At 66.6% G+C, this 18,665-nt stretch carries 25 protein-coding genes; 6 read left to right on the top strand and 19 right to left on the bottom strand.

Translation table 11 applies throughout. The features are described from left to right. Positions 1–10: 10 nt before the first annotated feature. A complete protein-coding gene (locus AU187_RS17765) occupies positions 11–1,360 on the bottom strand; it encodes a xylulokinase (RefSeq protein ID WP_502687774.1) in 1,350 nt (449 codons plus the stop codon). Between the two features lie 21 nt (positions 1,361–1,381). Here AU187_RS17765 and AU187_RS17760 point away from each other — a divergent pair, with 21 nt between their 5' ends. Both AU187_RS17760 and AU187_RS17755 read left to right on the top strand, forming a co-directional pair. Next, positions 1,382–2,359, top strand: a complete 978-nt coding sequence (locus AU187_RS17760) for an NAD(P)-dependent oxidoreductase (RefSeq protein WP_059167038.1) — start codon at positions 1,382–1,384, stop codon at positions 2,357–2,359. After that, positions 2,356–3,012 (top strand): L-fuculose-phosphate aldolase, encoded by a 657-nt coding sequence (locus tag AU187_RS17755; protein WP_059167037.1) that lies wholly within the window; start codon positions 2,356–2,358, stop codon positions 3,010–3,012. Before AU187_RS17760 ends, AU187_RS17755 begins: the two co-directional genes overlap by 4 nt. 14 nt (positions 3,013–3,026) lie before the next feature. On the opposite strand, the gene sppA is transcribed toward AU187_RS17755, so the two are convergent. Next, a complete protein-coding gene (gene sppA / locus AU187_RS17750; protein ID WP_059167036.1) occupies positions 3,027–4,823 on the bottom strand; it encodes a signal peptide peptidase SppA in 1,797 nt (598 codons plus the stop codon). Positions 4,824–4,986: 163 nt separating this feature from the next. Here sppA and AU187_RS17745 point away from each other — a divergent pair, with 163 nt between their 5' ends. Then, positions 4,987–5,280 carry a hypothetical protein gene (locus AU187_RS17745; RefSeq protein WP_059167035.1) on the top strand — a complete coding sequence of 98 codons (294 nt, stop codon included), beginning with the start codon at positions 4,987–4,989 and terminating at the stop codon, positions 5,278–5,280. Positions 5,281–5,308: 28 nt separating this feature from the next. Here AU187_RS17745 and AU187_RS17740 read toward each other — a convergent pair whose 3' ends face one another. From AU187_RS17740 to AU187_RS17675, 14 genes are all read right to left on the bottom strand, one after another. After that, positions 5,309–5,656, bottom strand: a complete 348-nt coding sequence (locus AU187_RS17740) for a DUF732 domain-containing protein (RefSeq protein WP_059167034.1) — start codon at positions 5,654–5,656, stop codon at positions 5,309–5,311. A 144-nt stretch (positions 5,657–5,800) separates the two neighbouring features. Further along, the gene (gene rplO, locus AU187_RS17735) at positions 5,801–6,244 is read right to left on the bottom strand and encodes a 50S ribosomal protein L15 (RefSeq protein WP_059167033.1); all 444 of its coding nucleotides are present in this window, start codon (positions 6,242–6,244) and stop codon (positions 5,801–5,803) included. Beyond that, the gene (gene rpmD / locus AU187_RS17730) at positions 6,241–6,432 is read right to left on the bottom strand and encodes a 50S ribosomal protein L30 (protein WP_059101367.1); all 192 of its coding nucleotides are present in this window, start codon (positions 6,430–6,432) and stop codon (positions 6,241–6,243) included. Before rpmD ends, rplO begins: the two co-directional genes overlap by 4 nt. Before the next feature lie 3 nt (positions 6,433–6,435). After that, positions 6,436–7,098, bottom strand: coding sequence for a 30S ribosomal protein S5 (gene rpsE, locus AU187_RS17725; RefSeq protein WP_059101527.1), 663 nt, complete (start codon positions 7,096–7,098; stop codon positions 6,436–6,438). Positions 7,099–7,123: 25 nt separating this feature from the next. After that, positions 7,124–7,531, bottom strand: a complete 408-nt coding sequence (rplR, locus tag AU187_RS17720) for a 50S ribosomal protein L18 (protein ID WP_059165152.1) — start codon at positions 7,529–7,531, stop codon at positions 7,124–7,126. 3 nt (positions 7,532–7,534) lie between these two features. After that, positions 7,535–8,074: a 50S ribosomal protein L6 gene (gene rplF / locus AU187_RS17715; RefSeq protein WP_059101365.1), complete on the bottom strand. Its 540-nt coding sequence runs from the start codon at positions 8,072–8,074 to the stop codon at positions 7,535–7,537. A gap of 15 nt (positions 8,075–8,089) precedes the next feature. Beyond that, positions 8,090–8,488, bottom strand: coding sequence for a 30S ribosomal protein S8 (rpsH, locus tag AU187_RS17710; protein ID WP_059101364.1), 399 nt, complete (start codon positions 8,486–8,488; stop codon positions 8,090–8,092). 182 nt (positions 8,489–8,670) lie between these two features. Continuing rightward, complete coding sequence (locus AU187_RS17705; RefSeq protein ID WP_059101363.1) at positions 8,671–8,856, bottom strand: type Z 30S ribosomal protein S14; 186 nt, start codon at positions 8,854–8,856, stop codon at positions 8,671–8,673. A gap of 3 nt (positions 8,857–8,859) precedes the next feature. Continuing rightward, the gene (gene rplE, locus AU187_RS17700; protein WP_059101362.1) at positions 8,860–9,432 is read right to left on the bottom strand and encodes a 50S ribosomal protein L5; all 573 of its coding nucleotides are present in this window, start codon (positions 9,430–9,432) and stop codon (positions 8,860–8,862) included. Beyond that, positions 9,432–9,749: a 50S ribosomal protein L24 gene (rplX, locus tag AU187_RS17695; RefSeq protein WP_059101361.1), complete on the bottom strand. Its 318-nt coding sequence runs from the start codon at positions 9,747–9,749 to the stop codon at positions 9,432–9,434. The genes rplE and rplX overlap by 1 nt, the downstream gene beginning before the upstream one ends. Beyond that, positions 9,750–10,118, bottom strand: a complete 369-nt coding sequence (gene rplN / locus AU187_RS17690; RefSeq protein ID WP_059101360.1) for a 50S ribosomal protein L14 — start codon at positions 10,116–10,118, stop codon at positions 9,750–9,752. A 251-nt stretch (positions 10,119–10,369) separates the two neighbouring features. Then, the gene (locus tag AU187_RS17685) at positions 10,370–11,260 is read right to left on the bottom strand and encodes a formylglycine-generating enzyme family protein (protein WP_059167032.1); all 891 of its coding nucleotides are present in this window, start codon (positions 11,258–11,260) and stop codon (positions 10,370–10,372) included. A 24-nt stretch (positions 11,261–11,284) separates the two neighbouring features. Then, positions 11,285–13,636, bottom strand: coding sequence for an arylsulfatase (locus tag AU187_RS17680; RefSeq protein WP_059167031.1), 2,352 nt, complete (start codon positions 13,634–13,636; stop codon positions 11,285–11,287). 41 nt (positions 13,637–13,677) lie between these two features. After that, on the bottom strand, positions 13,678–14,361 hold the full coding sequence (locus AU187_RS17675) for a DUF2306 domain-containing protein (RefSeq protein WP_059167030.1): 684 nt from the start codon (positions 14,359–14,361) through the stop codon (positions 13,678–13,680). A 56-nt stretch (positions 14,362–14,417) separates the two neighbouring features. Here AU187_RS17675 and AU187_RS17670 point away from each other — a divergent pair, with 56 nt between their 5' ends. The 3 genes from AU187_RS17670 (at position 14,418) to AU187_RS17660 (ending at position 17,608) form a co-directional block, all read left to right on the top strand. After that, on the top strand, positions 14,418–15,107 hold the full coding sequence (locus tag AU187_RS17670; RefSeq protein ID WP_059167029.1) for a TetR/AcrR family transcriptional regulator: 690 nt from the start codon (positions 14,418–14,420) through the stop codon (positions 15,105–15,107). A 104-nt stretch (positions 15,108–15,211) separates the two neighbouring features. Next, on the top strand, positions 15,212–15,931 hold the full coding sequence (locus AU187_RS17665; protein WP_286132021.1) for a GAF domain-containing protein: 720 nt from the start codon (positions 15,212–15,214) through the stop codon (positions 15,929–15,931). A gap of 135 nt (positions 15,932–16,066) precedes the next feature. After that, on the top strand, positions 16,067–17,608 hold the full coding sequence (locus AU187_RS17660) for a sugar transferase (RefSeq protein WP_082683992.1): 1,542 nt from the start codon (positions 16,067–16,069) through the stop codon (positions 17,606–17,608). Between the two features lie 87 nt (positions 17,609–17,695). Here AU187_RS17660 and rpsQ read toward each other — a convergent pair whose 3' ends face one another. Genes rpsQ through rplP form a run of 3 tightly spaced genes read right to left on the bottom strand, consistent with a single transcriptional unit; the run spans position 17,696 to position 18,665 of the window. Next, positions 17,696–18,016, bottom strand: a complete 321-nt coding sequence (rpsQ, locus tag AU187_RS17655; RefSeq protein WP_082683991.1) for a 30S ribosomal protein S17 — start codon at positions 18,014–18,016, stop codon at positions 17,696–17,698. Continuing rightward, complete coding sequence (rpmC, locus tag AU187_RS17650; protein WP_059101354.1) at positions 18,016–18,249, bottom strand: 50S ribosomal protein L29; 234 nt, start codon at positions 18,247–18,249, stop codon at positions 18,016–18,018. The genes rpsQ and rpmC overlap by 1 nt, the downstream gene beginning before the upstream one ends. Further along, the gene (gene rplP / locus AU187_RS17645) at positions 18,249–18,665 is read right to left on the bottom strand and encodes a 50S ribosomal protein L16 (protein ID WP_059101353.1); all 417 of its coding nucleotides are present in this window, start codon (positions 18,663–18,665) and stop codon (positions 18,249–18,251) included. Before rplP ends, rpmC begins: the two co-directional genes overlap by 1 nt.

Below are 18,665 nucleotides of genomic sequence, written 5' to 3'. Positions count from 1 at the left end.
ACGCCTCTTCTCACGACTTGTGTACATCAGCCGTACGCTCGGCCAGTTCGAGAAACCGGCCGTAGCGGTCGGCGACCGCTGACGTCCAGGCCGGATCGGGTTCGACGACGCGTCCCGTGCGCGCCCAGCGGGCGGCGTCGGTGGGCGACGACTCCAGACCCGCCGCCATCCGGGCGAGAAACGCCGCGCCCAGCGCGGCACCTTCGGCGACGGCCGACACCTCGACGGGCAGTCCCGTGGCGTCGGCGATCGCTTGCATCCACGACTCGACCCGGGTGCCGCCGCCGGTTGCGACGATGCGGGTCGCACGTGCTCCGCTCATCTCGATCAGTTGCCGCACTACAAATCCCGACGCCTCCAAGGCGGCGCGGCGGATCGCGGCGCCGTCGTGCGTGAGGTCCAGGGCGTCGAGTACGCCGCGGCGGTTGGGATCGTGATACGGCACCCGTTCGCCGCGCAGATATGGCGACCATACCGGGACACGTTGCGGGTCAACTGAATCCCCCGCAGCCACGACGCGGTCGACCCAGTTGAGGAAAATGCCGCCGGCATTGCTGGGCCCGCCGATCTGACACTTGCCCGGCGCGGTGTGCGGCAGCGTCCAGAGCCCCGGCACCTCGCGGTACTCCGGGATCGTCGCCCACACGATCAACGTGGTGCCGCAGAGGACCAGGACGTCACCATCGCGGTCGGCCCCCGCGACCAGCTGCTCGCACACCGCATCCACCGCCCCCGTACCCAGGAGCGCGTCAGAACCTCGAAGCCCACCCGCGGCAGCGCCGGTGGCTTCGACGCGCGGCAACTGTCCCGGCGTGACACCGCAATCGGCACATCGTGTCTCGCTCCAGCCGGTGTCGTCGAACAACGGGTACATCGTGGCGGCTGTCGCGCTGTCGACCACGTCCTCACCCGCCAACGCGTAGTTCGCTACCGCCGCCGCCGGCCAGTATCCGCGTGCGCCCGGCCGCTGCCGGGCGGTCCAGCGCAAGAATTCGGCCGTCTCCCCGGTGAGGAACGTCGAGCTTGCACCGCCCGGCCCGCGCCCGCGGCCGTCGCCGTACAACAGTCCCGGCGTCTGCGGCGTCCCCTCGTCATCGACCGCGGTCAGCGAAGGCACCATCGCGGTGACGGCGACCGCGGCCACGTCCGGGCGTCCCAGCTGTTCCAGCGCCGCAAGCGGGCCCTGCCGCCACGCCACGTCGGCGTCGTGCTCGAAGCGGTCGGGAGTGGGCACGTGGAGCGTGTGCGGGATGCGGGCCCGGGCGGTCACCCGGCCGTCGCCATCGGCGACCACGGCCTTCACAGCGGTGGTGCCGATGTCGACGCCGATTGTGGCCTCTTTGGCTGACACGCGCGTCACCGTACGCCAGCATGTGCAGTCGTGACCCGACTTCGCGCGCTCGTGACGGCCCCGCTGCGCGGCCCCGGCTTCGCCAAACTCAACGAGTTGATGGAGGTGCTCTACGACCCGTGGATCGAACAACGCCCGCTGCGGATCCACACCGCCGAGCAGCTGGCCGAACGGGCCGCCGCCGAACACGCCGACGTGCTTGTCGTCGAGAGTGATTCGGTCGCCGGACCCGTGTTCGACCTTCCACTGCGGGCGGTCACCTCGACGCGCGGCGACCCGAGCAACGTCGACGTCCGCGCCGCCACCGCCGCGGGGATCCCGGTGCTACACACGCCCGCCCGCAACGCAGACGCCGTCGCCGAGATGACGCTGGCGTTGCTGTTCGCCGCGACACGACACGTGCTCACCGCCGACGCGGATGTCCGCGCCGGCGAGGTATTCCGCGATGGCACCTTGCCCTACCAACGCTTGCGGGCATGGGAGATCGCCGGCCAGACCGCCGGGCTGGTTGGACTCGGAGCGGTCGCCCGAGCGCTGCGATGGCGACTGGAAGGCCTTGGCGTGAACGTGATCGCCTGCGACCCCTACAACGACGAGGCCGGCCACACCCTGGACCAGTTGCTGGCCGACGCTGACATCGTCTCGCTGCACGCGCCTGTCACCGAGGAGACCAAGCGGATGATCGGTCCCGAGCAGTTCGCCGCGATGCGCGACGGCGCAGTATTCCTCAATACCGCCCGCGCGCAGCTGCACGACACCGACGCGCTGGTCGCCGCGTTGCGCAGCGGCAAGGTCGGCGCGGCAGGCCTCGACCACTTCGTCGGCGAATCGCTGCCCGTCGACCATCCGCTGACCGGCATGGCCAATGTCGTTCTCACGCCTCACATCGGCGGCGCCACCTGGAACACTGAGGTACGGCAGGCGCAGATGGTCGCCGACGACCTCGAGGCGCTCCTGTCCGGGCGCACACCCGCCCACATCGTCAACCCGGAAGTGCTCAGCTCATGAAGTTCGTCAACCATCCCGAGGACGCCGTGCTCGCCGCCGCGAAAGACATGTTGCGCCGCGGCCTGGTGGAAGGTACCGCGGGCAACATCTCCGCCCGTCGCGAGGACGGCAACATCGTGATCACGCCGTCGTCGGTGGACTATCACGACATGGCACTCGACGACCTCGTGCTCGTCGACCCCGAAGGCGCCGTGGTCACAGCCAAGGACGGCCGCACGCCCTCCACGGAGATGGCGCTGCACCTGGCCTGCTACCGGGCATTCGACGACATCGGCAGCGTCATTCACAGCCATCCGGTGTGGGCGACGATGTTCGCGGTTGCGCGACAGCCGATCCCCGCCTGCGTGGACGAGTTCGCTGTGTACTGCGGTGGGGACATCCGCTGTGCCGACTATGCGGCATCTGGCACACCGGACGTCGGCCACAATGCCGTCAAGGCGTTGGAGGGCCGCGCCGCAGCACTGATCGCCAACCACGGCCTGGTCGCCGTTGCGCCCCGGCCGGACAAGGCGCTGCACGTCACCGCACTCGTCGAGCGGACCGCCAAGATCGCCTGGGGCGCAAGAGCTCTCGGCGGACCGGTGTCGATTCCTGCCGAGGTGAACGCGAACTTCGCCGCCGTTTACAACTACCTGCGTACCAACCCGAGTTGACTTCCTCGCGAGCGCTAGAAGCGGTAGTCGCCCGGCAAGAGCGCGATGACCCCGCTCAGCGATCGCTCGACGTCACTGAAAACCTGCGCCACCGACCGACCGAGCAGCGCGGCAACGGCCTCCGGCACCGACGCCGCCGCGGGTTGCGATGACGGCTTGGGCCGCAACCGGTCGAGTAACGAGGAGCCCGGATACCCGACGATGCGCACGTCGGCGTCGGGATCCAAGCCGGCCAGCACCTTGGCCCGGGTCACCGCCTCGCGCAACCCGCCGAGGTGGTCGACCAAGCCGCGCTCGAGCGCGTCGGCACCGGTCCACACCCGGCCGCGCGCGATCGCGTCGACCTCCGTGACGCTCATCGAGCGGGCTTCAGCCACGCGTTCGACGAAATCCCCGTAGTACAAGTCGGTTTCGGCGTCCAATTGTGTGCGTTGCTCATCGCTGAACGGCTCATTGATCGACCAGACGTCCGCGTTCGCGTTGGTGCGCACCGAGTCGAAGCCAATTCCGAGCCGGCCCTTGAGCTCACGAGCGACGAATTTGCCCGCCACCACGCCAATCGATCCGGTGATCGTGCCGGGGTTCGCGACGATCTCGTCGGCGCCCATCGACACGTAGTAGCCGCCCGACGCCGCGACCGCGCCCATCGACGCGACCACCGGCTTGCCCTTGTCGCGTATCCGGGCCACCTCGCGCCAGATCGTCTCCGAACCATTGATGGATCCGCCCGGCGTGTCGACCCTGAGCACGACCGCCGACACGTCCTCGTCGGTAGCCACCTCCCGCAGCGCCGCGGCGATGGTGTCCCCGCCGACGCTCGAGCTACCCAGCAGCGGTCGCGGGCCACCTCGACCGCTGACAATCGGGCCGTGCACCGTCACCACAGCAATCGTCGCCTTGGCCTTTCGTCCCGGGATGGGCGGTGTCGGTAGGGCATGGCGTTCGGCGGTGGCCCGCGCATATCGCGACAGGTACAACCGCGGGGGCGCATCATCGGAGTCCGCGTCAGCGTTCGTGATCTCCGGCGCGCCAACCAGTTCGGCGATCCGGGCGTAGGCCTCGTCGCGGAAACCTATCCGGTCGACCAGCCGCGCGGCAAGCGCATCGTCACGCAGCAGCGGTGCCCGGTCCGCGAGCGCGTTGACGTCGTCGGGGTCGATGTGGCGGGACTCCGACACCGCCTGCAACACCTGTTCGTGCAGGCTTCGGATCACCCGCTCGTCTGCTTCGCGATGCGCATCGGTGTAGCGGTCCTGCGTGAAACGGTTCGCCGCGGACTTGTATTCGCCGCGAGCGACGAGTTCCGCCTCGAGACCAGCCTTCTCCAGCGCGCCGCGGAGGAACAGCGCGTTGGTGGCGAATCCGACCAGCCCCACGGTGCCCGACGGCTGCAACCAGATTTCCCGAAAAGCCGTCGCCAGGTAGTAAGAAAGTGTCCCGGGGTAAGTCTCAGCCCACGCCAGCGAGGGCTTCACATCGCTGAACGCGGCGATGGCCGAGCGCAATTCCTGCACCGGACCGGCAGGGGCGAGGGGATACTGCACCCGCGCAATCAGCCCCGCGACCCTGGGGTCCTCGGCCGCCCGATGGATCGCCGAGACGGCCTCCCCGAGCAGCCGGGGCTTGCCGGCGCCGGTCAGCAAGGCGAACGGGTCGAATCCGCCGGTTTCCTCGGGGACAGACAGCAGATCGAGTTCGAGCACGCACCCGTTCGGCACGCCGTTGTGGCGGGCGGTGTCGACGCGCCGGGTCAGCGCGCGCAAGGTGTCGGGACCGGGCAAACCCGGTAGTCCGGGCAGGAATGCAGGCATGCTGCGAGCCTACCGACGCCCGGATCCCGGCGAGCAGACGCGAAGCGCACCAACACGCCGACGGATCAGGGCACGATGCGCCTGCTCGCGCCACAAGGCCGCGTGCCGGCTTGCTGAAAATTAGGTGTTTTAAGTTCTTGATCATGATGGTAGAACCGAAGCCATGATCGCAAAACTGAGAATCATCGCCCCACTGGTGATGGCGGGGGCGGTCGCGACGGGATTCGCCGCCGCACCGGTGGCCCTCGCCGAAACCTATGCTGCCGCAGCGCAAACGCAGATCACGCCGCTGTCGCAGGGTCCCCGCTACGGCGGGTGCACCGACGACGGCACCTGCGGTCAAGGCGGTCCGGACGGAGGCGGCGGCTGCACGGCCAACGGCGTCTGCGGCCACGGCGGACCGTCGGGCGGCGGCGGCTGCGTGCCGGGTGTCGGCTGCTTCGAGTGGAACCCGTAAGCCGGAACCCCGTAAGCCCGCCGCTGAATCAGCGTCCGGTGAACCGAGCGTGCTGCGGGCAGTAGACGACGACCGCGGCACGCATCAGCCCCGCCGCTTGCGCACGACTGATGCCACTGTTGGCAAGGCTGTTCACCACGCCCCGCACGACCGGGACTGGGTTGACGGTGCCGGCGAGCCCCTGGGTAAGCGTCTCGCAGACGTTGCGGCCGAGCGCGGGCACATCGACCTCAGGGCCGACCGGAATCTCCAAGGCTGCGACCTCATCGGCGAACCTCTTGTCGTCGCCCTGGGCGTTGGCGCTCGCCGCGCTGCCGAACACCGCAAGTGCGGCGGCCACGGTGACGACGGTGAGCTTTCCGCGGCGGGAAGTCATTTCTGCTCCTGACGAATTCGCCCCGGGCACATTGGCTCGGGACTATGACGGTCGGCGTTGCCGGTCAACTCTTCGAACACAAGAGCCCCCACCAGGACGGCAGGGGCTCTCGTCCCCCGCTTGCACGGGGACCGACCGGCGCGATCAGAGCTCGGTCGCGGATCCGCCCGCGGATGTGATCTTCTCCCGGGCGCTCCCGCTGAACTTGTGCGCGGTGACGTTCACCTTCACGGTGAGCTTGCCGTCGCCCAGCACCTTCACCAACGTGTTCTTGCGCACCGCACCCGCGGCCACCAGCTCGTCGACCCCGACGTCGCCGCCCTTCGGGAACAGCTTGTTGATGTCGCCGACGTTGACGACCTCGTACTCGGTGCGGAACCGGTTGCGGAAGCCCTTCAGCTTGGGCAGCCGCATGTGGATCGGCATCTGCCCGCCCTCGAACGTCGCCGGAACGTTCTTGCGGGCCTTCGTGCCCTTGGTGCCGCGGCCCGCGGTCTTGCCCTTGGAGCCCTCGCCGCGACCCACGCGGGTCTTGGCGGTCTTCGAGCCCGGTGCCGGCTTCAGGTCATGCAGTTTGATGAGTGTCATGATGAGGACTCCACTGCTTCTACTTCTACGAGGTGGTGCACGGTCTTGATCAGACCGCGCGTCTGCGCGTTGTCCTCACGGACGACGGACTGGCGGATCTTCCGCAGCCCCAACGACCGCAGGCTCTCCCGCTGCTTCCAGCGCGCACCGATGGTGCTGCGCACCTGGGTGATCTTGAGCTCAGCCATGGTTTACCCCGATCCTTCACGCGCGGCCGACGCGGCGAGCGCCTCGGCCTCCCGGCGCGCCCGAAGCATGCCGGCGGGCGCCACGTCCTCGATCGGCAGCCCGCGCCGGGCCGCGACCTCTTCCGGACGCTGCAGCAGCTTGAGCGCCGCGACCGTGGCATGCACCACGTTGATCGCGTTGTCGCTGCCCAGAGACTTGGCCAGGATGTCGTGCACGCCAGCACATTCCAGCACCGCGCGGGCGGCGCCGCCGGCGATCACACCGGTACCGGGGCTGGCCGGACGCAGCATCACGACGCCGGCGGCGGCTTCGCCCTGCACCGGGTGGGTGATGGTGCCGCCGATCAGCGGGACCCGGAAGAAGTTCTTGCGCGCCTCTTCGACGCCCTTGGCGATGGCGGCCGGAACTTCCTTGGCCTTGCCGTAGCCGACGCCGACCATGCCTTTACCGTCGCCGACGATCACCAGCGCGGTGAAGCTGAACCGGCGGCCACCCTTGACCACCTTGGACACGCGGTTGATCGAAACGACGCGCTCGAGGTAGTTGCTCTTGTCGCCGCCGTCGCGGCCACGACCGCCACGGTCATCGCGGCGGCCACGGCCGTCGCGGTCACCTCGCGAGCCACGACCTTCGGGGGGGCCGCCGGCAGTTGCCTGTTCGGCCATCATGCAGTCCTTCCGTTGTGAGTCATCAGAATTCCAGCCCGCCTTCGCGTGCCGCATCGGCCAGCGCTGCGATCCGTCCGCCGTAGGTGTAGCCACCGCGGTCGAACACGACCTTCCCGATCCCCGCAGCTTTCGCGCGCTCGGCGATCAGCTGGCCGACCCGCACGCTGTGGGCCTTCTTGTCGCCGTCGACCGCCCGCACATCGGCTTCGGTCGACGAAGCGGCGGCCAGCGTGGTGCCGTTGAGGTCGTTCACCAACTGCACGTGGATGTGCCGCGACGAACGGTTGACCACCAACCGCGGCACTTCGGCCGTACCGGAAATCTTCTTGCGCAACCGCGCGTGCCGACGCAACCGCGCCACCCGCCGGGTCTCGGAGATGTTCTGCCCCACGGGCTTACGCGTCGTCGGCGCCTCAGTCTTAGCAGCCATTTGTTACTTACCTGTCTTTCCGACCTTGCGGCGGATCTGCTCACCCTCGTAGCGGATGCCCTTGCCCTTGTAGGGATCGCTCTTCCGCAGGCGGCGGATGTTCGCCGCGACCTGGCCGACCTTCTGCTTGTCGATGCCGGAGATCGAGAACTTCGTCGGCGTCTCCACCGCGAACGTCACACCCTCGGGGGCGTTGATCGTCACGGGGTGGCTGTAGCCGAGCGCGAACTCGAGGTTGGAACCCTTGAGTTGCACGCGGTAGCCGACGCCGAAGATCTCCATCTTGGTGGTGTAACCCTCGGTGACGCCGGTGATCAGGTTGGACACCAGCGTGCGTGACAATCCGTGCAGCGAGCGGCTGCGCCGCTCGTCGTCGGGACGGGTCACCAGGATGGCGCCGTCGTCGTCGCGCGCCACCTTGATCGGCTCGGCGACAGCCAGTTCGAGGGTGCCCTTGGGCCCCTTGACCGACACGTTCTGCCCGTCGATCGACACGTCGACCCCGGCGGGAACCGGGACCGGTTGCTTTCCAATACGCGACATTTGAGCTCTACCCCCCTACCACACGTATGCGAGGACTTCGCCGCCCACGCCCTCTTGGGCTGCCTGGCGGTCGGTTCGAAGGCCCGACGACGTGGAGATGATCGCCACGCCGAGCCCGCCCAGGACCCGCGGCAGATTGGTGGATTTCGCGTACACCCGCAGGCCGGGCTTGGACACCCGGCGCAGCCCGGCGATGCTTCGCTCCCGGCTGGGGCCGTACTTCAGTTGCACGACAAGCGACTTGCCCACCCGCGCATCCTCGGTGTGGTAGTCGGCGATGTAGCCCTCTTTCTTCAGGATCTCGGCGATGTTGGCCTTGATCTTGGAGTGAGGCAGTGTCACCTCGTCGTGATACGCCGAATTGGCGTTGCGCAGACGGGTCAAGAAGTCTGCGATCGGGTCCGTCATAGTCATCGAGCGCTGCTCCTCTTCGTCGCTGCGTCCCCCTCGCAGCTGCGCGGCTGGGGGTACCCCCACCGCATCGTCGTCATCGCGGTCATGACAGCGGGTTCACCTTTCTCGCGGTGGTTCCCGGTTCCAAAGCCTGGAGTCGGGCCTGCCGCAACCTGTTTGGTTGGTCTGGTCGGTTGGCTGGATTACCAGCTGCTCTTCTGCACACCGGGCAGTTCGCCGGCGTGGGCCATCTCGCGCAGGCAGATCCGGCACAGGCCGAACTTGCGGAAGACGGCGTGGGGGCGGCCGCAGCGCTGGCAGCGAGTGTAGGCGCGCACCTTGAACTTCGGCTTCTTGTTGGCCTTGTTGACCAGTGCCTTCTTTGCCATTACTCAGTTCTCCTTGAACGGAAAGCCCAGCGCCCGCAGCAGCGCTCGGCCTTCGTCGTCGGTCGTCGCCGAGGTGACGACGGTGATGTCCATGCCACGCGGCCGGTCGATCGAATCCACGTCGATCTCGTGGAACACCGACTGCTCGGTCAGGCCGAAGGTGTAGTTCCCGGTGCCGTCGAACTGCTTGGGCGACAGGCCGCGGAAGTCGCGGATACGCGGCAGTGCGATCGAGATCAGCCGGTCGAGGAACTCCCACATGCGGTCGCCCCGCAGCGTGACGCGCGCGCCGATCGGCATGCCCTCACGCAGTTTGAACTGGGCGATCGACTTGCGTGCCCGGCGGATCTCCGGCTTCTGACCGGTGATCAGTGCCAGGTCATTGACCGCACCGTTGATCAGCTTGGCGTCGCGGGCGGCGTCACCGACGCCCATGTTGACGACGACCTTGACCACGCCGGGGATCTGCATGACGTTGCCGTAGCCGAACTCTTCTTGCAGCGCGCCCCTGATTTCCTCGCGGTAGCGCTGCTTGAGGCGAGGAAGGGTCTTCACCGAGCTTTCAGTGGTAGTCATCAGATGTCCTTGCCGTTGGTCTTGGCGATGCGGACCTTCTTGCCGGTCTCGTCGTCAACCCGGTACCCGACGCGGGTGGGCTTGCCGTCGGAGTCCACGACCATCACGTTGGAGGCGTCGATCGGCGCCTCCTGGGTGACGATGCCGCCGGACTGCGCGCCGCGCTCGTTGCTCGACACCGCGGTGTGCTTCTTGATCCGGTTGACGCCCTCGACGAGCACCTTGTTGCGGGCCGGGTAGGCGACCAGGACCTTGCCCTTGGCGCCCTTGTCCTTGCCGGAGATGACCAGGACGGTGTCGCCCTTGTGGACCTTCATCTACAACACCTCCGGAGCGAGCGAGACGATCTTCATGAAGCGCTTCTCGCGCAGTTCCCGGCCGACCGGGCCGAAGATGCGCGTACCACGCGGATCGTTGTCGGGCTTGATGATGACGGCGGCGTTCTCATCGAACTTGATGTAGCTGCCGTCGGCGCGACGGCGCTCCTTGACGGTGCGCACGACGACGGCCTTCACAATTTCGCCACGCTTGACGTTGCCGCCAGGAATTGCTTCCTTGACCGTCGCCACGATGACATCGCCGATGCCGGCATAGCGCCGCGACGAGCCACCGAGCACGCGGATGCACAGGATCTCCCTGGCACCCGTGTTGTCGGCGACCTTCAGCCGCGATTCCTGCTGAATCACTCGATCTCCTCGACCTGGTTTTTGTCTGCACGCCAGATACCGACCTGGACGTGCGCGGTCTTGCTGTCACCGAAGAGCACGCGGGGCCTGCCACGAAGGCTGGCCGAGGTCTGCCCAAGGCAACCGCCTGATTCTATGGGACGACCTGCGGGAAACCAAATCCGTCCCATTGGCGCGAGCGACCGCGTCTGTACGCCGACACGCCGTTTCTCCATGTACGGGAGCGGTCGCTCGCGCGTGGCGAGAAACCCCTACAGGTCGGCGACGCAGCGGAAGCCGATGTGGCTGGTCGCGGTGTCCTGGGATTGCGGCGACCGGGCGGCCGGTCGGTAGCGCAGGCAGTACTCGGGAGCGCACAGATGCGAACCGCCCTTGAGGGCTTGGTTCACGTTCAGGTCCGCGCGGCCGCTCGGCGCGCAACACGCCTTGACCGGCTGATCGAGGCGGTGGTGGGCCGTGAACTGCGTCGTCGTCCACTCCCAGACGTTGCCGATCATGTCGACCAACCCGAACCCGTTCGGCGGAAAGGAGCCGACCGGCGAGGTTCCTACCCAGCCCCGAGCACCGGTGTTGCGGTAGGGGAAGCTGCCCTGCCAGGTGTTGGCCATCAGCCGACCGTCGGGAGCCGCCTCCTCGCCCCACGGGTACGTGGTGGCGGCCCCGCCGCGCGCCGCGTACTCCCATTCCGCCTCGGTGGGCAGCCGACGCCCGGCCCACCGGGCATAGGCCGTTGCGTCGGGATAGGCGATCTGCACGACGGGGTGGTCGGGCCGGTCCGCGAAAGTCCAGTTGCCGCTGTCGGGCCCGAACGGGTGCCGCCAGTCGGCCCCGGGCGTCCAGTGCCACCATTGCCGCCAGTCGCGCAGGTCCACCGGCCCGGGCGTCGGCCAGAACACCAGTGCCCCCGCAACCAGATCCTGCGGCGCGGCCCCGGGGTAGAGCCGCGGGTCCGGGGCTTCTTCGGCGACGGTTCGGTAGCCGGTCGCGGCGACGAACTCGGCGTACTGGGCGTTGGTGACGGGATGGCGGTCGACGGCGAACGCGGACACGTGAACGGTGTGCGCGGGCGCCTCTTCGGGATAGAACTGCGTCGAACCCATCCGGAAAGAGCCCCCCGGCAGCTCGACGAGCTCGGTGAGCATGACGCCAGGGTATGACGACCAGACTCAATCCTTCGCGAAAGCCCGCGCGAACTCCTTTTCCAGATCCGCATACGGCTTGCCCGAGACGTCGATGTTCACCTGGGCGATGGTGCCCCCGGTGAACGCGAAAGGTGCCTTGTACGAGCGCGAGACCGGCGAGCCCGTGTTGCGGCCGACGCTCAGGCTGGCACCGGCGAGCCCGAACGTCCCAGGATGCACCCGCATCCCGGTCAGCGCGGCGACCTGTTCGTTGTCGATGTACAGCGCGGCATCCCCGATCGGGGTGTGACTGCCCTCCACCGTTCCGGTACGCACGTACGCGACTCCGAGGGTGTGGCGCCCCAGCGGCACCGCGCCCGGTGACGACAACTCCTGCTCTTCCTCGCCCAGGAAGTTGTAGACGTAGTGCAGTCGCCCGTCCTGTACGAACATCACATGCCCGCCATGGGCGCCGCCGTGTTTGAACACCACGCCTTCGACGCCGGGGGTGTCGACGGTCAACTCGGCCATCGCGGAGAACGACCGCCCCTGGATCTCGACCGCCGCGCCCATGCCGACGTCGGCCGTCCCCGGGTAGTAGAGGTACGAGTCACGCTGGCCTGCGACGTGCGGCCGCCATCGCGAGATCGTGTCGAAGATGTTCAGGTCGCCGAGCGGCAGCCCGTTGTACTTGTCGGCCTCGGCGAACCATAGCGCCTTGAGTTCCTCGAGTTTGTCCGGGTTTTCGGCCGCCAGGTCGTGGCACTGACTGCGGTCGGCTTCGATGTGGAACAGTTCCCAGCGATCGCTGTCGAAGTGCGACCACCCGGCGGGGGATGCGGCGTGCACCGTGTTGGCGAACCAGCCGTCGTGCCAGATGCCCCGGGTGCCGAGCATCGTGTAGAACTGCGTCTGCTTGTCGGTCGATGCCATCGAATCATCCAGTACCTGCCTGAAACTCACACCGTCCAGCGGCTTCTGCGCTACTCCCTTGACCGTTTCTGGCGGCGTGATGCCGAGCAGTTCGTAGATCGTCGGCGTGACGTCGCAGACGTTGATGTAGTCGTCGCGTACTTCACCATGTGCCGCAATGCCTTTGGGCCATGAGATGATCGCCGGGTCGGCGATCCCGCCCTCGTGCGATGCGTAGCGCTTGAACAGTTTGTACGGCGTGTTGAACGCCATCGCCCAGCCGGTCGGATAGTGGTTGTATGTCTCGGGACCGCCGAGGTTGTCGAGCAGTCGCAGGCTCTCCTCGACGGTGTCGATGTATCCGTTGAAGAACTTGACCTCGTTGACCGAGCCGTTCGGGCCACCCTCTCCACTGGCGCCGTTGTCGGAGATGACGACGATGATCGTGTTGTCGAGCTGACCCGATTGCTCCAGATAGTCGAGAATGCGCCCGATCTGGGCGTCGGTGTAGGTCAGGAAGCCGGCGAACACTTCGGCCATGCGGGCGAAGACTCGCTTCTCGTCGTCACCGAGTTCGTCCCAGGGCCGCACTGTGTCTTGAGTCGGCCACGGTTCGCCGTTGGGGCCCTTGACTTCTCGGTACGGATTGATCGGCGAGAGTTCGGTGTCGGCAGGCACGATGCCGAGCGCCTTCTGCTTCTCGAGCACCATCTCGCGGTACCGCTCGTAGCCCATGTCGAACGTGCCGGCGTAACGGTCGGCCCACTCCTTGAAGACGTGGTGCGGCGCGTGCCCGGCTCCGGGACAGACGTAGGAGAACCACGGCTTGTCGGGCGTGATGACCTTCGCGTCGCGGATGAATTCGATGGTTCTGTCCGCAAGGTCCTTTGACAGGTGGTAGCCGTCCTCCGGAGTCGCCGGCGGCGCCACGGGATGGTTGTCGTAGACCAGGTCCGGATACCACTGGTCGGTCTCGCCGCCCATGAAGCCGTAGAACCGCTCGAAGCCCCGCGCCAGCGGCCAATGTCGTTTGGTCGACGCCAGATTGGATTCTTCAAGCGGCGTCAGGTGCCACTTTCCGACACAGTAGGTGTTGTATCCGTGTTCGGCGAGCACCTCCGACAGCAGCGCGGTGTCGAAAGGGATGCGCCCGTTGCAACCGGGGAAGCCGTCGGTGAACTCCTCGATGGTCGCCATGCCGACCGTCGTCGGGTTGCGACCGGTCAACAGGGACGCGCGGGTCGGCGAGCACAGCGCGGTGGTGTGGAACTGCGACAGCCGGACACCGCGTTCGGCGATGCGGCTCATCGTCGGCATCTCGATCAGACCACCGAAGCAGTCCCAGGTGGCGATCCCGGTGTCGTCCCAGACGATGTAGAGCACATTGGGTGCGTCTTCCGGGGCCGTCGGTGCCGCGTACGGGCCCCAGTCCGGTTCGGAGTCACGGATATCGAGTTCGATCCTGCCGTTGAATTCGGTAGCCATGCTTTGCCTCGTCCCGTGTCGCCTCGCAGTTGGCCCGGAGGTTACACCCGCGGCGTCTCGGTCAGCCGACGAATTGACGACGACGCCATTAATGGTCGCCGAATCAACCACCACTGCACGATTCCCAGCGGGACGGTCCAGCCCAGCCATCCCCCGAGGCCGGCGACGAACCACAGGAAGTGCTCCGGGTTGCCACCAAAAACGCTGTCCTGCAACGGCTGACACGTTATGAAGATGATCGGCGTCCAGATCCGGTTGGTGATGACCGACAGCGCCAGCGTCGTGCTGCGCACCATGTGGCGGCGGTGCTCCGACAGGCGTCGTTGCCGTGCGGCCAGGAAGCCGTTCACCGTGAACCACAGCCACAGGGCCGCGAGCACCACGTTGCTCACCGCGAGCAACGGCCCGAACGGGCTGGCCGCCCCGATCACCAACGCGGACGCGGCGGCCGGGATCGCGGTGGCGACGTAGATGCGGCCGCACCGCCGGTGCAGCGCCGGACGACGGGCCCGCAGGCGCGGCCAGATCTGTACAACGGCGGCGACCATCGCAACGCTGGCGAGCATCACGTGGATCACCAACAGCGGATAGTGCAGCGGGAAGGTGGCGGGCACGCGCGTGCCGCCGGCGAAGTAAGGCGGAACAGAGAACGCGAGGAAGCCCGCGACGACGACCGCGAGCCCGGGCGCGAGCCAGCGCGGACGGGCGCTTGATGCGTATGCCATACGCACAAAGCGTACGGCATACGCTTGCGTTGTCCAGTCGTTTAGGCTGGCGATCGATGAGCGAGCCACTCCCCCGCGCGCTGGAGATTCTCTGGCGCGAGCCGAGCGCTCCTGGGCGGTCCAAGGGGTTGACCCGGGAACGGATCGTGCGCGCGGCCGTCGAGCTGGCCGATGCCGACGGGCTGGCGGCCTTGTCGATGGCGCGGCTGGCCGAGCGCCTCGGCTGCGGCACGATGTCGCTGTACCGGCACGTCGCGAACAAGGACGAACTGGTGATGTTCATGCTTTCCGCTGCACCTGGCCCGCCACCGTCGATGGGTACGACGAATTGGGCTGCCGCACTGACGAACTGGGCGACCGGACTGTGGGAGGTGTATCACCGCCACCCGTGGATCCTGCAGGCAGCGGCGGCGGGCGCACCGGTGGACCCCGGCCAGCTGGCATGGCTGGACGCCGGACTCGCCGCGCTGGGCGACACCGGGCTCGCCGAACGCGACAAGCTCACCGCCGTGATGGCGATCCTGCACTTCGTCCGCGGTGCGGCGGCATTGGACATCGAGGCCGGCAGCGTGGACTGGCCCGACTATCCGGCCTTGCTGCGCAAGCTGATCGCGCCGAAGCAGTTCCCCGCGCTTGCGGCGGCGTTGCACGATGGTGTGTTCGACCGCACGGATGACGATCCCCTTGCCCATTTCCGTTCGGGTTTGAACCAATTGCTCGACGGTATCGCCGCCCGGATCGGCTAGCGGAACGATCGAGTGCGACTGCCCGCTGTCGGGCGAGCCGTATCCTCTCAAACGCGCCCGTCAATATGTGAAGTCAGCAGCGCAGTTCGGATACCGTTCCTTACGTGTCTACGTCGTTGCCGGGATTCGATGACTGGCTGAACCGCTCGCTCGAAGAATGTGCACGCAACGCAGGCGAAGACCTCGATACCTATGTCGCGCGTGCCGTGGCCCGACAAATGATGGCCGACAAGGTGCGAACCGACAAGATATCGACCAGGGAACTTCTCGACCACCTCTCCGAATGCGGGGTGCTCGAGACCGACTTGATGCCGGACGTATCGGCTGTGATAGCCGACCCCGATCGGCTGCGCTCTGTTCGTGCCACCGGGCTGCTCGATACGCCGCCGGAAGAGGTCTACGACCGGATCACCCGCGCAGCCGCCGACGCGCTGGACGTCCCGTTCGCGGCTTTGTCGCTGGTAGATGTCGACCGGCAATTCTTCAAGAGCACTGCGGGACTAGGCGATATGTCAGTCCAGGAAAGTCAGACGCCGCTCGACCAATCGATCTGTCAGTTCGCAGTCGCAGCCGGCACGCCTTTGGTTCTCGAAGATGCAAGAAGCGACCCGGTTTTCAGGAATCATCCGGTGGTGCGCAGCGGCGCAGTCATCGCCTATCTCGGCATACCCCTGAACGATCACGACGGAAACGCCATCGGCACGCTTTGCGTATTCGACAGCAAGCCGCGACTGTGGGGCACCGGCCACGTCCAGGTCTTGAGTGATCTGGCGCAACTCGCCGCCGAGCGAATTTTCGGTCCACTGCCTGCTCCGAGCCAGTAAGACGTCTCCCGTTTCTCCGCGGGTGGGGTAACCGTCCCTGCGACGGCAAAGACGCGACCGAGCCGCTCATTTGGCTGTGTGGCTCGGCACGGCGCATTTAGGATCGGTTGCCATCTTCCGTTCGGAGGTTTGTAAATGCAGCTAGATGCGCGTTCGACGTCGGACCCGTCAATTAGCCGACCCACGATCCCGCGACTGAAGGCCACGCCGGAACCGGTCCAAATCGGCGTCCCGACGCTGCCGCGCTGGCTCGAACGCATTCGCACCGACCCCTGGTATTCGGTGATCACCGTGGCGGTCGATGCCCTGTACGCCGCCATCGCCGTACTCCTGGCCCATTGGTGGATCCCGGGCGAGCTGGAGCAAGAGCGCAACATCGCCCTGTATTCGTGGATCTTCGTGCCGGTAGTGGTTCTCGTATTGGCCACCCGGTCGCTGTACCGACAAAAGCTCAACCACGGATTTCTCGACGACTTCGAACCGGTGGAGACGTCAATCGCGGTGGCCGCTCTGGCGACGTTGACGATCATGCTGCTGCTTGTGCCTCGCTTCGAGGCCGGCGACGTTGTCGTCCCCTACGTCCGTCCCAGCGAGGTTGTCTTGCGGATCTGGGTATGCGCGGCCATTCTCATCCCGGCGGTCCGCCTGCTCAGGTCGTTGATCAACCGCTGGCTACGACGCAAGTTCCATGTTGGTGTACCGGCGCTCATCGTCGGCTCCGGACCGATCGCCCATCAGCTCATCTGCCGGATGCGCCAGGTGCCTGACTATGGCCTGTGGCCCGCAGGCATGCTGGACGACATACGGCCAACTGACGCAGAGGAATCCGGGGTGCCGTACCTGGGCACCACGGGCAATCTCGAGAGCGCCGCGCGCTACTGCCGCGCTGAGGAGCTCCTCATCGCGCCGTCGACGTTGTCTGACGAACAATTGGCGCGGACCGCCCATCAGGGCCAGCAGCTCGGAATGCGGGTTCATGTGGTGCCCCGGTTGATGGACGCCGTCGGCAGCGGCACCAGGATCGAGCACCTGGGCGGCATACCTCTGATGGTGCTGGCCCGCGTGGATCCAAAAGGCTGGCAGTTCGCCGTCAAGCACGTCCTCGACCGGGCGGCTGCCCTGGTGGGCCTGGTGCTCGTCTCTCCTCTGTTGATCGTGCTGATGCTCGCGGTCAGACTCAGTTCGCCCGGGCCGATCTTCTTCGGTCAGGAGCGGATCGGACGCGACGGAAAAGTCTTCCGCTGCCTGAAGTTTCGTACTATGCGCCTCCAGGATCCGGCCGAGGCGGGTTTTGACTTGGAGGCAGGTGCGGCACCTGGCGGAGTGGAGGGCGACGATCGGCGCACTCGGATAGGCAAGATCATGCGCAAGGCGTCGCTGGATGAGCTGCCTCAACTCTTCAATGTGCTGCGCGGGGAAATGAGTCTGGTCGGCCCGCGTCCCGAACGCCCCGAGTTCGTCGAATTGTTCGAGATGCATGTGCGGCGCTACGGCGAGCGGCACAGGGTGAAGGCAGGCGTCACGGGCTGGGCGCAAGTGCACGGCCTTCGGGGACGGACCTCGATTGCTGACCGGGCCGAATGGGACAACTATTACATCGACAACTGGTCGCTACACCTGGACTTCAAGATCCTGGTGCTGACCCTACTGGCGGTGCTGCGCCCCGTAGAAGATTGAAGTCGTCTTCATAGCGATCACCCGCGATAACCGGAGTCGGCAGGACGCGAAAGCCCCCGCGTCACGGGGGCTTTCGGCTGGATAGGGCTACTTGGCCTTTTCGAGGATCTCCACGAGCCGCCAGCGCTTGGTCGCCGACAACGGGCGGGTCTCCATCAGTGACACGCGGTCGCCGATGCCCGCGACGTCGTTCTCGTCGTGCGCCTTGACCTTCTTGGTGGTGCGGATGATCTTGCCGTACAGCGGATGGCTTTTACGATCTTCCAGCTCGACCACGATGGTCTTCTGCATCTTGTCCGACACCACGTACCCGATGGCCGTCTTGCGGCGGCCCCGCTGCTCTTCCTTGCGCGGGGTGCGCCGCGGACCAGCCTGAGTGCCTTTGTCGTTCTTTTCCTTTTGCGCCATTACGAATCCTCACCAACGGGTCCGGAGGCCAGACCCAACTCACGTTCACGCAGCACGGTGTACACGCGCGCAATCTCCTGACGCACCGTGCGAAGCCGGCGGTTGTTGGACAACTGGCCGGTCGCCATCTGGAAGCGCAGGTTGAACAACTCTTCCTTGGACTCGCGCAGCCGATCCTTCAACTCGTCGTCGGTCAGCTCGCGCAGTTCGCCCGGCGTCACTCCCACTGCCATCAGAAGTGCTCCTCTCGGGTAACGATGCGTGCCTTGATCGGCAGCTTGTGGATCGCGCGGGTCAGTGCGGCCCGGGCGGTCGCCTCATCGGGGTAGCTCAGCTCGAACAGCACGCGACCCGGCTTGACGTTGGCCACCCACCACTCCGGCGAACCCTTACCGGAACCCATGCGGGTTTCGGCCGGCTTCTTGGTCAGCGGGCGGTCCGGGAAGATGTTGATCCACACCTTGCCGCCACGCTTGATGTGCCGGTTGATCGCGATACGCGCGGATTCGATCTGCCGGTTGGTGATGTACGCGTGCTCCAGTGCCTGGATGCCGTAGTCACCGAAGCTCACCGTGGTGCCACCGCTGGCGATGCCGCGCTGCCTCGGGTGATGTTGCTTGCGGTGCTTGACCTTGCGGGGAATCAGCAT

The organism is Mycobacterium sp. IS-1556, from assembly GCF_001499985.1.
Classification (GTDB): Bacteria; Actinomycetota; Actinomycetes; order Mycobacteriales; family Mycobacteriaceae; genus Mycobacterium.
This window is presented reverse-complemented; position numbering and strand designations above follow the sequence as displayed.